The 14080-nt window shown below is 31.9% G+C and carries 10 protein-coding genes; all 10 read right to left on the bottom strand.

The window, feature by feature from the left end:
- Nucleotides 1-70: 70 nt before the first annotated feature.
- Nucleotides 71-2440, bottom strand: a complete 2370-nt coding sequence (locus tag ACREWB_RS07625) for an ATP-dependent DNA helicase (protein ID WP_431546861.1) — start codon at nucleotides 2438-2440, stop codon at nucleotides 71-73.
- A gap of 43 nt (nucleotides 2441-2483) precedes the next feature.
- Entirely contained in the window at nucleotides 2484-4403 is a 1920-nt protein-coding gene (locus ACREWB_RS07620; protein WP_431546860.1) for an ABC-F family ATP-binding cassette domain-containing protein, read from the bottom strand.
- A gap of 141 nt (nucleotides 4404-4544) precedes the next feature.
- Nucleotides 4545-4721 (bottom strand): hypothetical protein, encoded by a 177-nt coding sequence (locus tag ACREWB_RS07615; RefSeq protein ID WP_431546859.1) that lies wholly within the window; start codon nucleotides 4719-4721, stop codon nucleotides 4545-4547.
- A 41-nt stretch (nucleotides 4722-4762) separates the two neighbouring features.
- Nucleotides 4763-5728, bottom strand: coding sequence for an ABC transporter ATP-binding protein (locus tag ACREWB_RS07610; RefSeq protein ID WP_431546858.1), 966 nt, complete (start codon nucleotides 5726-5728; stop codon nucleotides 4763-4765).
- On the bottom strand, nucleotides 5729-6712 hold the full coding sequence (locus ACREWB_RS07605) for an ABC transporter ATP-binding protein (RefSeq protein WP_431546857.1): 984 nt from the start codon (nucleotides 6710-6712) through the stop codon (nucleotides 5729-5731). It lies immediately after the preceding gene.
- Nucleotides 6713-6722: 10 nt separating this feature from the next.
- Nucleotides 6723-7640 (bottom strand): oligopeptide ABC transporter permease, encoded by a 918-nt coding sequence (gene opp4C / locus ACREWB_RS07600; RefSeq protein WP_431546856.1) that lies wholly within the window; start codon nucleotides 7638-7640, stop codon nucleotides 6723-6725.
- 11 nt (nucleotides 7641-7651) lie between these two features.
- Nucleotides 7652-8614 (bottom strand): ABC transporter permease, encoded by a 963-nt coding sequence (locus ACREWB_RS07595; RefSeq protein ID WP_431546855.1) that lies wholly within the window; start codon nucleotides 8612-8614, stop codon nucleotides 7652-7654.
- 79 nt (nucleotides 8615-8693) lie between these two features.
- On the bottom strand, nucleotides 8694-10409 hold the full coding sequence (locus ACREWB_RS07590; protein ID WP_431546854.1) for an ABC transporter substrate-binding protein: 1716 nt from the start codon (nucleotides 10407-10409) through the stop codon (nucleotides 8694-8696).
- Nucleotides 10410-10965: 556 nt separating this feature from the next.
- Complete coding sequence (locus tag ACREWB_RS07585; protein ID WP_431546853.1) at nucleotides 10966-11565, bottom strand: cell division protein ZapA; 600 nt, start codon at nucleotides 11563-11565, stop codon at nucleotides 10966-10968.
- A 130-nt stretch (nucleotides 11566-11695) separates the two neighbouring features.
- Complete coding sequence (pheT, locus tag ACREWB_RS07580) at nucleotides 11696-14074, bottom strand: phenylalanine--tRNA ligase subunit beta (RefSeq protein ID WP_431546852.1); 2379 nt, start codon at nucleotides 14072-14074, stop codon at nucleotides 11696-11698.
- Nucleotides 14075-14080: the final 6 nt, after the last annotated feature.

The raw sequence follows: 14080 nt of genomic DNA, 5'->3' as shown, positions 1-14080 counted from the left end.
ATTTTAAACAAAAAAACTTGATCATAAGTTCAAGTTTTTTACTTTATGTATTTTATTAAATAACTTAATTTCACTTTTTAAAAAATTCAGAAACCTTATTTTTTGCCTCAGTGTTATTATTTGTTTTATCATAATGCGCCCATTCCTTTGGGTATAACCTTCTATATCTCCGTTGTAGAAATCTATCATCTATTAAAAGGACGATTCCTCGATCCTCTTCTGTTCTAATTACTCTTCCTGCTGCTTGTAGCACTTTATTCATACCTGGGTACATATATGAGTATTCATAACCGAAATTATTTTTATTATCAAAATATTCCCGGATTATTTCTTTTTCAAAACAAATCATAGGAAGCCCTACGCCGATAATTACTGCACCAATTAATCTGTCACCTTTTAAATCAATGCCTTCAGAAAATATACCACCTAAAACTCCAAAGCCTAAAATATTCTCATCTGGGCTACTATTAAAGTTTTGAAGAAACGCTTCTCTATCATCTTCTGTCATAAAATTTGTTTGAATACATAGCTTAACATTGGGATACTTTTCATTGAATTTATTACCCACTACCTCCATATATTTATACGAAGGAAAGTACACCATATAATTTCCGTTCTTAGCATTTATTACTGAATATATGTACTCTACTATTTTAAGATAACTATTTTCTCTATAATTATATTTTGTAGATATATCCTTTGCTATTATTAATTTAAGTTTATCTTTATCAAAGGGTGAATCTAAAGTTAAATGGTAATCTTTACTTTCTCCACCCAAAATTTCTTTAAAGTATAATAGTGGTAGTAGTGTTGCAGAAAAGTACACTACAGACTTTCCCCTTTTGGATGCCTCTCTTAAAAGCTTAGATGGGTCTAAACAAAATATTTTAAGGATCACGTCATTGTCTGTAGTCTCTACATAGGTTATGTATTTATCATCATAAAATTCAGCAATATGAATAAAACTGAGAGAATTAAAGTACAGTTCTAAAAAACTATCATATATATCAGATTTTTCGTTTTTAGTAAGCCATACTTCTAATAACTTGGTAAGATTATTAAGAAGATTATATATATCCACAGGCTCAGCCTTCTGTTTATAATATCCCTCATCATTACACAATTTTTTCATACTGTTCATAAATGTATTTAATTTATTCAGTGCCTTGTATAAATGGTCGTCCACACCTTTTATGTCTCTTTTAAGTCCTAAAAGCAGCTTTTTATGAATTGTAGCAGAAAACATTTCTCTAGCCCTATCTACTAAGTTGTGGGCCTCATCAACCAATATAGTATAATCTCCACTATTATCCATAAAGAATCTCTTTAGATATACCCTAGGGTCAAATACGTAGTTATAATCACATATAACGCAATCAGACCATAACGTTAAATCCAGTGAAAATTCGAAAGGACATATTTTATACTTTTTTGAATAAATCTCAATTATTTCTCTAGTAAATGTATTTTCGTTGTCTAGAATATCAAGAAGAGCCGCGTTAACTCTATCAAAATGCCCCTTTGCAAATTTACATTGTTCTGGATTACAAGCACTGCCTTTACTAAGACATACTTTATCCTTTGCCGTTAGTGTAATAGTCTTTAATTTAAGTCCATTTTCACTCATTTTTACAAAAGCTTCTTCTGCAACTTGTCTTGTTATAGTTTTAGCTGTTAAGTAGAAGATTTTTGAAGTATGACCTTCTCCCATGGCCTTTACCGTTGGAAATAATGTGGATATAGTTTTACCAATCCCTGTAGGGGCTTGCAGAAATATTTTCTTACCCTCTACAACTGTTTTATAAATAGATACAGCAAGCTCTCTTTGCCCTTCTCTATAATCTGAAAAAGGAAACTTCAAATCTTTTATACTGTTATCTCTCTCTTCATTCCACCGACTTGTAATATTTGCCCATATAAAATAGCTAGAAATAATTCCGTAAAAAAACTCTTGTAACTGATTACTAGTAAAGCTTTTAATAAATCTCTTGATTTTTTCAGTATTTATTTCGTAATAAGTTAATTGAACATTAACACTTTCAAAATTATTTTGAACTCCATATATATATGCATAACATTTAGCTTGAGCCCAGTGGAGTCCATTATAATCCTCTTCTATAAGTTCTAAATCCCTAGTAACTGTTTTGATTTCATCTATGGTGACCACCTTATTCTCAATTAAAATGCCATCACAACGACCATCAATTACAATTGTACCACCATTATATGGTATACTATGTTTTAAACTAACTTCGGCTGTGTATTCTTGTCCAAATATTATAGAATACTTTTCTCTATTTTCTTTTTGGATTTTTTGATGTGCCTTGGTACCTTCCACAGCCCTACTGCTACCCCTAAACCTCATATCCAAATCACCAGACCTTAGTACAAATTCTACTAAATTACGAACTGATATTTTTATATCTTTATTTTTCTCCATAAACTCTACCTTCTTTAATAAATAAAATCTTCATGTATAAATTTTAGTTATTCTTTCGAGAATCTATCTCCTCATCTAATTCATTTAAATACGTCCATCGCACCATTAGCTTTTCAATTTCAGCTCCTACACTTTTTTGCTGCTTTACTAGTTTTTCTAAATATTCAAAATCACTGCTTCCACCATTTATTTTTTCATTAATTTCCTCAAGTTCTATTTCTTTTTTCTCAATTGCATCATCAATTTCCGCGAACTCTTTCTCTTCTTTAAAAGTAAACTTCAAAGGCTTATCTTTCTTGCCATCGTCATTTTTACTTTTTTTATCATCTTTATCTGCTACATCATTATCCACAAGTAAATTAGAATTCTTTTCTATATATTCTTTATACTCAGAATAATTTCCTACAAATTGAACTATTTGCTGATTTCCTTCAAAGCTAAATATTTTTTCGGAAACTCTATCTAAAAAATACCTATCATGAGATACAGCTATTACAACCCCTGCAAATCCATCTAAGTAATCTTCCAAAACTGCTAGCGTCTGAATATCAAAGTCATTGGTTGGTTCATCTAAAAACAGCACATTTGGAGCTTCCATAAGAATTCTTGCAAGGTATAATCTTCTTTTTTCTCCACCAGATAATTTAGATATAAAAGAATGCTGCGTTGTTCCATCGAATAAAAATCTCTCTAGCATTTGAGAAGCTGTAATCTTTTCTCCATCGCTAGTAGATATATATTCTGCTCCTTCTTTAATATAATCAATAGCCCTCATATTTTCATTCATAGCACCATTTTCTTGATGAAAATATCCAATTTTGACTGTTTCGCCCCACTCAATCATCCCAGAATCTTGGCTTATCACTTTACTTAAAATATTCATAAGCGTAGACTTTCCGATACCATTAGGTCCTATAATACCCACTCTATCTCTCTTAGTAAAGATATGACTAAAATCTGCAATTAGCTTATTTTCACCATAGGCTTTATAAATTTTCTCTACATTAATAATCTTCTTCCCAAGTCTCGTGGAAGCCGAAGATAATTCTATCTTTTCATTTGATATGTCAATTTGTCCTTCTTTAAGTACTTCGAACCTATCTATTCTAGCTTTTTGCTTTGTGGTTCTAGCTTTTGCTCCACGTCTTATCCAAGCTAATTCCTTTTTAAATAAACCTTGTCTTTTCCTCTCAAGGGAATCCATCAAAGCCATTCTTTCAACTTTTTTTTCTAAGAACACACTATAATTGCCCTGGTAACTATATAAAATACCCTTATCAAGCTCTAGAATCTTATTTGTTATCCTATCTAGAAAATATCTATCATGGGTAATCATAAGTAGCGCACCTTTTCTACTATTTAAAAAGTTCTCTAACCAATCTATTATTTCATTGTCCATATGATTTGTAGGCTCATCTAAAATTAATAAATCCGAAGGAGTAATAAGTGCACTACATAAGGCAACTCTCTTTTTTTGTCCGCCGGAAAGGTTTCCTATGTGCTCCTTAAAATTTGTTATGCCAAGCTTTGTAAGTATAATTTTAGCTTCATTTTGAACTTGCCATCCATTAATTGCGTCCATTTTATTATTGAGATTCATTAAGGACTTTTGGAGGGACTCATCTTCTGGAGTCTCCTGTAATTTTTCTATAGTAGATTCATATTCTCTTATAACCTTCATAACGTCAGTATCACTCTTAAAGATTTGCTCCATCACTGTTGCTTCTGGGTCAAATTCAGGGTCTTGAGATAAATATTCTATATTGACCATACTGCCCTTTAAAATCCTTCCGGTATCAGGAACTTCAAGTCCAGCTATTATTTTGAGGAGTGTAGATTTACCTGTGCCATTAACTCCGATTAATCCAATTTTATCGCCATCACTTATGCCTAACGATGCACTATTAATGAGTATTCTCTCACTATAACTTTTGCTCACTTCTTCTATTGTTAATAAATTCATATATACCATCCTTTTCATGTTATAACTTTATACTCTAATTATACTCAAAAAAACACCTTAGGGCTAGTGGAAATTTATCTTAGACAAATTTCCACTAACCCTTTGATGTATTATTTAAAAATATAGATTTTTTATTTGTTGTTATCGGATCCATACCTTCATTATAACGAATAATAGAAGTGCCATAACTATGGCTGCACCAATTACAATAGGCATCAATATTTGAACTTGTGCTATAACAATGGCTACAATATCCTTCCAATTTATTCCTTCTAAATCATTGGCTTTTATCCTACCAAGTTCTTTTTCCTTACTCACAGATTCTCCCCCTTGTAACGCAATATGATTATCTCATTACCTTATATCAAGTGACAAGCTACAAAATGTTCTCCACCTACATCTCTATACTGTGGAGCTTCAATTTTACATCTTTCCGTAGCATACTGACAACGGGTATGAAATTTACAGCCAGAAGGTGGATTTGCTGGGCTGGGTATATCTCCCTTTAAAATAATTCTATCCCTCTTAATTGTTGGATCCGGTAATGGTACCGCAGATAACAATGCCTTTGTATAAGGATGAAGAGGATTATTATATAATTCATTTTTTGGTGCAAGTTCTACTAAAGACCCTAGATACATAACCCCTATTCGATGACTAATATGTTTTACTACACTTAAATCATGTGAAATAAATAAGTATGAAAAGCCCACTTTTTCTTGAAGATCACACATTAAATTTATTATCTGAGATTGAATAGACACATCAAGTGCAGATACAGGCTCATCAGCAACTATAAATTCAGGATTTAATATAAGAGCCCTTGCTATTCCTATTCTTTGTCTTTGCCCCCCTGAAAATTCATGGGGATATCTTCTTATATGATAAGGAGCAAGTCCACAAATTTCAAGTACCTCTTGAACTCTACCCCCTATTTCCTTCTTAGGTAATATACCATGATCTAAAAGTGCTTCTCCAACTATTTCCCCTACAGTAAGCCTTGGATTTAACGAACTATATGGATCTTGAAAAATTATTTGCATTTTAGGTCTTATGTCCCTTAATGCCTTTTTTGATAAATCAAAAACATTTTGGTCTTTGAAATATACTTCGCCTTCAGTTTTATTTAAAAGCCTTAGAAGAGTTCTACCAACTGTAGTTTTACCACAGCCAGATTCACCAACAAGACCTAATGTTTCTCCTTTTTTTATAGATAGAGATATTCCATCTACAGCTTTCACATATCCTACTGTCTTTTGTAGTATTCCACCTCGAATAGGAAAATATGTTTTTAAGTTCTCTGCTCTAACTATTGCTTGTTCCACTTACTTCCCCTCCTTATCCTTATATAAAAAGCAAGCCACCTTATGTCCTGGTGTTATTTCCCTTATAGGCGGTTGACTTTTTCTACAAATATCCATAACATTTGGACACCTATCACAAAAATGACATTCATCTGGCATATCAATAGGATTTGGAACTTGTCCTGGTATGGAATATAATCTATCTACCTCTTTATCTAGTGATGGTTTAGATTTCATTAAACCCACAGTATATGGATGCATTGGATTCTTGAATAATTCCGTTACAGATGCTTCCTCAATAACATTACCAGCATACATTACTACTACATACTCTGCCATTTCAGCTATAACTCCAAGGTCATGAGTAATAAGCATTATTGAAGTATTAAGTTTTTTCTTTAAATCCCTCATAATATCAAGTATTTGTGCTTGAATTGTTACATCTAATGCAGTAGTTGGCTCATCTGCTATTAAAAGCTTTGGATTACATGACACTGCCATGGCAATCATAGCTCTTTGGCGCATCCCTCCACTAAGCTCATGTGGATAACAGTTTACTATTTCATCCGCTCTTGGTACCCCAACTAGCTTTAACATTTCTACTGCTTTTTTCTTAGCCTCAATTTTGCTAGTTTTTTGATGAAGCAGAATTACTTCTTCTATCTGATATCCTATAGTAAATATAGGATTTAAGGAAGTCATTGGTTCTTGAAAAATTACAGCTATATCATTTCCTCTAATTTTTCTCATTTTATCTTCCTTGATATTTAATATATTTTCATCTTCAAATAGAATTTCTCCCGCAACTATTTTTCCTGGTGGTGATGGAATTAATCTCATTATAGACATTGCTGTGACGCTTTTACCACAGCCTGATTCTCCAACCACACCTAATATTTCACCTTTTCTAATGTTGAAACTAACATCATCAACAGCTTTTACAATGCCATCACCTGTATAAAAATAAGTTTTTAATTTTTTTACTTGGACTAAATTTTTACTCATATTATGCCTCCTAAACCTTTAGTTTTGGATCGATGGCATCACGAAGTCCATCTCCAAATAAATTTATACCCATTACTGTTAAGAAAATGCATATACCTGGAGGCGCCCAAATCCAAGGTTTAAATTGTAATGTATATAGGTCAGTAACTGCTTGAACCATTTGACCCCAAGATGGTGTTGGTGGAGTAACTCCAAGTCCTAAAAAACTTAAGGCTGATTCAGTTAAAATTGCACCACCTATGCCTAAAGTAGCTGAAACTATTATTGACGCATAAGTATTTGGTAATAAATGATTTAATATTTTTCTCTTATCTTTTAGACCTAATGCTTCTGCTGCCTGCATAAATTCTTGTTCCCTTAAAGATAATATTTGACCACGAACAATACGACAAAGCCCTGGCCATCCAAGTAGTCCAATAATAAACATAACTACATACATCCTATACTCTGTAGGAACCCCTAAATCTGACATAACTGCTGCTAGCATTATAAGTAGTGGAAGTCCCGGAAAGCATAAAAATACATCAACTAACCTCATTATTATTCCATCTATTATTCCACCGTAGAAGCCTGCTATTCCACCTAGTATGCTTCCAATTAATACTTCGATAACTACAGCTAGTACTCCTACAGAAAGAGATATTCTGCCTCCATACATTACTCTTACCAAAACATCTCTTCCAACATCATCTGTACCCAATAGATGTGTAAAAGATGGAGGTGCAGATACATTAAATAAATCTATGGTTTCCATACTATAAGGGGATAACATTGGGCCAAAAACAGCCATAAGCACCATAAAAAGAAGTATATACATTCCAAATATCGCTAATTTATTCTTCTTTAATCTTTTACGTATTAATTTCCATGGACTCAAAATTTCTTCGTTTCTCATATCCTTCATATCTAGTTTTATTTCTGATTGCATTTTAACACCCCCTATTTTAGCCTTATTCTTGGATCAACTACAGCATAAGTAACATCTGCAATTAAGTTTCCAAGCAAAGTTAACACCGCAAATAAAATATTTACTCCCATCAGCAGTGGATAATCTCGTCCACTTACTGCATTAAGTGCTATAGGACCAATACCTGGCCATATAAAAATTTTCTCTGTGATAAAAGCTCCAGAAAACAAAATAGGAAGCCAAAATCCTAATAGTGTAATAACCGGAATCATTCCATTTCTAAGAGCATGTCTATATATAACAACCTTTTCTCTAAGGCCTTTTGCCCTAGCAGTTCTTATATAATCCTGCCTTATTACCTCTAGCATACTTGATCTTGTATATCTCATAAGACCTGCAACACTACCTAGCGTAAGAACAATTAGCGGTAGTATCATATGACGCCCTACATCTAACACATAAGCAATTCCCACTGCTGTACTTCCAGCGGTAGTCATACCAGAAACCGGTAACACTCCCAAGTCTACAGCAAATAATTTAATAAGAAGCATACCAAAAAAGAAAGAAGGCATCGAAATACCTATCAAAGCAAAGACTGTGAAAAAGCCATCAAATTTTGAATATTGCTTTGTAGCAGATATTACACCTATAGGAATTGCTATTAATACACTAAGTATTAATGATAATATAGATAGGTAAAAAGAATTCCATATATATGTATTCATAACTTTACCTACAGGTTGTTTAAAGTTAGTTGATTCGCCTAAATCACCCTTAAGTATTCCACCTGCCCATGCAATATACTGCTCAGGTACTGATTTATCTAACCCCATTTGGTGTCTTAACTCTATCTTTCTTTCTGCTGTTAAGCCTTTATCCATTTTGCCTGTTAATGCATCCCCTGGTGCCAATTGAACTATGAGAAATATTACTATAGATACCCCTATTAAAACTGGTATCATTTGCAGCAATCTTCTAGTTATATACTGCCTCATGATAATCCTCCTTTTTTTAAACTATGCTTGGTTAACCCAAGCATAGTAAAATATATAATTTGATTCTAGTTTTATCTACTTATTTTTTAGCCTCACGTGGAGCTAATTCTGCTTCATAAAGTTGATAAGTAAACCTAATATATGGAGATATACTTATACCTTTAACTCTTGAACTTACAGCCCACATTTCTTTACTTTGATCAAGCAAAATATATGGTACTTGTTCTGCGAAAAGTTTTAACCATTCTTTGTATAGTTTAGTTCTTTCTTTCACATCTGTAGTCTTAAGAGCATCTGCCATTATTTTTTCACTTTCTTCATTTACCCAATTTCCTGGATTGTATCCCCCTAGCTCTGCTTGTTTTTTAGAGAATATTCCTGATGGATCTGGATCAATACTTAAGCTCCAAGACATATTGTACATTTCAAATTTTTGTTCGTCATAAACCTTTGTACATAAGGTGTTAAATTCCATTAATTCAGGAACAACACTTACTCCAATAGCTTTCCAATTTTCTTTTACTATTGGAATTAAGAGTTCTACATATTTACTTCCTTGATATGTCATCCATTTAATTTCTAATTTTTTACCATCTTTATATCTAAAACCATCATCTTTTTTAAGCCAACCTGCTTCATCTAATAATTTATTTGCTTTTTCAGGACTGTATTCATATTTAGGTATATCATCAGTATATGCCCAAGAAACTTGTGATACTGGTGCATTACAAACTTCAGCATAGCCTTTATATCTAGCTTCTATAAACCCTTTTCTATTTAAACCATAAACAAGAGCTTGACGCACTTTTACGTCTTTCAATTTTTCATCTTTAAGATTTAAGCCTATATAACCATATCCATTCTGTGGATAAAGCTGCATATCTATAAATCCTGCTGTTTTAAGCATTTGAATATTTTCTGGTGACGTTCCAACTCTATCCATATCCACTTCTCCAGTGGATAATGATTGAACCATAGTCTCAGAATTAGTAACCTTAAATATTACCTTGTTAATTTTAGGTTCGCCCTTAAAATAATTAGAATTTTTCTCAAAACTAGCTTCTTGACCTGCTTTATACTCTTTAAATAAATATGCACCACTACCCATTGGTTTTAAAAATAAGCCTTTTAATTTAGCCATATCTCCCTTTTCAAATCCATAATAGGCTTTACTCATAATTCCATATCCAAAATCAGAACTTAAAGCTGGTGCCTTAACTTCTGTTAGTGTAAAGGAAATAGTATAATCATCTATAACCTTTATGCCTGACACTGTTTTAGCGTCGCCTTTTTGGTATTCCTTGTACCCAACCAATTTATCAACTGCATCTGTTCTAGATCCATCGTACTTTGGATCACAAAGAGCTGTATAAGTAAATTCTACATCCTTAGCAGTTAATTCATCTCCATTACTAAACTTAACATCTTTATTTAAATAGAATGTATAAGTTTTATTATCCTCTGAGATATCCCATTTTTTAGCTACATTTGCTATAGGATTTCCTTGCACATCATTTAACATTAATCCATCAAAAACTATCTCAGTAACATAAGAATCATCCGTTGAGCTCGCATATATAGGATTAAATTTCCCTTCTGGTGCTGTAAATCCGACAATTAGTGTATCCTCTCTGTCTTTTGCAGTTGCTGGCAATTTTTCTGGACTCACAGCAGCAATAACTTCTTGTGCTTTTAAATCTTTAGCTGTTCCCCCTACACCACTTTTACCACAACCTGAGATTAATAACGTCATAGACATGGCTAAACTTAAAAATCCAACTACTCTCTTTTTCAACTTTTTTCCCCCTTTAATTTTATAATAAATTCTTTTTTGCCATTTGATAAAGCCAGTATTTGAATGCTTTGCTTTATCAATTTAAATTATTATAGCTTATATATTCTATACTTTCAATATATTTTCTTCGACCTCAAATTTTTCTTTATTTACTGGTTTTTACTTCAAATTTAATATTATGTAATATTTAGTCATAATATAGTATTAATATTAAGATATCCCATTTATTATATTAATAAAGTTAGCTTAACCATTTTAGTTGTATCAATTATTTATTATCATGTGTTTCTAATAACTATTACAAATACTGTGTTTGTCGGATTAAATTGCTAAAAAAAATTCACAATCTTTGTTTAGATTGTGAATTTTAAGTTAATAATTTTTATTTTTAATTTTATTTATTTTTTATAAATTCAAGTCACATAATTTTTTTCTAAATAAAATACTTTTTCAGCTCACTAAATATTAAATTTTTTTTGTTATTTCTTTGTGTATATTAATACGCATAAAAAAATCGCCTTTCGGCGAAGATTTTTTATTACACTATAAAATGATTTTATTTTTTATACGCATTTAAAAGCGGATTATTAATTTTCTTTTGTTTAGCTAAACTTATTTGATACTCTACTAGTTTGTTTTGCAAATCAATTACTTTATACTTAGAGGATTGTAGTTGAAATCTCATTTCCTTATTTTCTACTTTAATTTTTTTATTTACTCCAATATATTCTTTAGCAGAATCTCTCATAGCTGTAAGCTCTTGATTACTTTTTACGTTCTCTTGCTCTAAGGTTTTTACATAGTCACTATTTTCTATGTTTTTGCATTTATCCAGTAGTTCCTGGTTATATGCTTCCATATGGTTTAACTGTTTTTTAAGACCTTCTAACTGCCCCATTAATTCCTCATCATGCTTTTCTAAATCTGCAACCTTACTTGAAAGTTCGTCGCAAAGTGAATTACTTTTAAACGTTTCGTCACCTAAATTTAGAGCAGTTAAAATCGCTGCTGAGGAAGTGTTAAGCTTTTCATTGTTACCCATAATGCACTTTATTTTCTTGTCAACATAGCTAGCTACAACATGTAAATATTCTTCTTTTTCGTTGCCTTTTAAATTGTATTCAATACCATTGATCTTTATTGTTACAATGTTCATCTAAAACACCCTCTTAGACAGATTAGTTACATTCATTGTACCACAATACAGATTTTATTAAAACCAATATTTTCAAATTATGAAATGAAATATAATCCCCTTATCACTAAGGGAATTATGTTTATAATTTTTATCTAAGCTCAGCACCTAATTTATGCTCAAGGGTCCTTAATATTTTTTCATGAACCTTATTTACTTCTTCATCCGTTAATGTCTTATCCTCGCGTCTGTATACTATAGCATAGGCTATACTCTTCTTACCTTCAGCTATTTGTTTACCTTTATACACATCAAATAACTTAACACTCTCTAATATACTCCCACCTTGTTTTACAATTACATCTTCAATGTCTTGAACTAGAATTTCGTCTTCAACTATAAGTGCAATATCTCTTGTTACAGCTGGAAATTTCGGAAGCGACTTATATTTATTACTAGAGTCTTCATGTTTATATAATAAATCCAAGTTTAATTCTGCTATATAACATCTCTCTTCCACTTCATAATTCTCTGATACCACAGGATGAATTTCTCCAACCACTCCTATTAGTTCTCTTTTTACATATAAGTTGGAAGTTTTCCCAGGATGGTAAGTAGGGTTTTCACATTCTCTTTTAAATGATGTATTTTTTATTTTTAGACTGTCTACTACATTTTCAACCACACCTTTTAAATCAAGATAATCAACATTTCCATACATTCCTATTGTTAATATGTTTTTTTCTTCTGGAAGCTTATTAAGGTCTTCGTTAGGTATATAAACCTTACCTATTTCAAATAATCTAGCTTCTTCATTATTTCTTGAATAATTTCTACCTAATGATTCCATCATAGATGCTATAGTTGTAGTTCTCATTATACTATAATCTTCTCCTAGTGGATTTTTTATAGTAACTACATTCCTAAGCTCACTATCCTCTGGAACTAAAATTTTATTAAACATTTTAGGGCTTACAAATGAATAGCTTATAGATTGATTAAGCGCACTACTAATTAGCGAAAGCACTACTTTATCTTCTAATTTTTGCTTTTCACTTTTTCCACTCCTAGAAGTTTCACATTTTGGAAAAGTAGATGGTACATTATCATAACCATATATTCTAGCTATTTCTTCTGCTACATCTTCTCTTATATTTATATCAGATCTAAATGAAGGTACCTGTATAATCAGATAATTGCCTATTATTTCTGTAGATAATTCCAATCTATCAAGATATGTCTTCATATCATTTTTAGATATTTCAGTTCCTAAAAAGCTATTAATCCATTTAAAGTCTACTTCTAAACTATGAGGCTTTAGTTCTTTATGATATACATCGATACACCCCTGCATTATTTCACCAGCACCTAATTCCTGAATTAAATTGCAGGCTCTATCTATTGCCATTTTTGCAAGTTCTGGGTCTAAATCTTTTTCAAACTTTGTAGATGCATCTGTTCTTAATGATAATTTTTTAGAAGCTAGTCTTATGTTAACTCCATCGAAGTTTGCACTTTCAAATATTACTCCTACAGTATCTTCTTTAATTTGAGAATTTAAGCCTCCCATAATACCTGCAATGCCTATAGTTCTGTCTCCATCTTTTATAGTTAATATGCTTTCATCTAATTCTCTTTCTACTTCATCTAAGGTAGTAAATTTTTCTCCAATGCTAGCTCTTTCAGCTACTATATTATTAGTAGTAATTTGCCTAGCATCAAATGCGTGCATAGGCTGACCAAGCTCTAACATAACAAAGTTTGTAATATCAACTATGTTATTTATTGGTCTAATTTCTGCCTCAATAAGTCTTTCTTGCATCCATTGTGGAGATGGCTCTATTTTTACATTTCTTATTCCCTTTAACATATATCTTCTGCAAAGTTCATCTTTAACTTGAACCTTATATATTTCTTCCACATTCTCATCGGAAGTAGCTTTATAATCTAGCGCTGGTTTTCTATATTCTACGCCTAAAGTTGCAGCAGTTTCTCTTGCTATACCGAGAATACTATTACAATCTGGTCTATTAGAAGTTATTTCAAAATCTATCACTACACTTTGAAGTTTCAAAACTTCTTTTATATCTTTACCAATAGCTGTATCCTCTGGAAGTATCATTAGTCCATGCACAGGTTCATCCCCTGCAATTCCAAGTTCTTCTTCTGAGCAGAACATGCCGTTTGATAGTATACCACGAAGCTTGCCTTTTTTTATTTTTAATCCCCCATGTAAACTTGATCCATGAAGTGCAACAGGTATAATATCTTGTTCACCCATATTAGTGGCTGCTGTAACAATTTGTATTGGCTGCTTTAGTCCTATATCAACTTGACATACAACCAGCGTGTCGGCATCTGGATGTTTTACTATTTCAATTATTTTGCCTGTTACAACATTTTGAATTTCAGCACCTGATATAATAACCTCTTCTACTTTTGAACCAGACATTGTAAGCCTGTCGCCTAGTTCTTTTGATGAAATATCTATATCTACATAATCTTTAAGCCATTTAACTGGAACTTTCATTTAACA

The organism is Clostridium sp. (assembly GCF_050717635.1).
In the GTDB taxonomy this organism is placed as follows: Bacteria; Bacillota; Clostridia; order Clostridiales; family Clostridiaceae; genus Clostridium_AD.
This window is presented reverse-complemented; position numbering and strand designations above follow the sequence as displayed.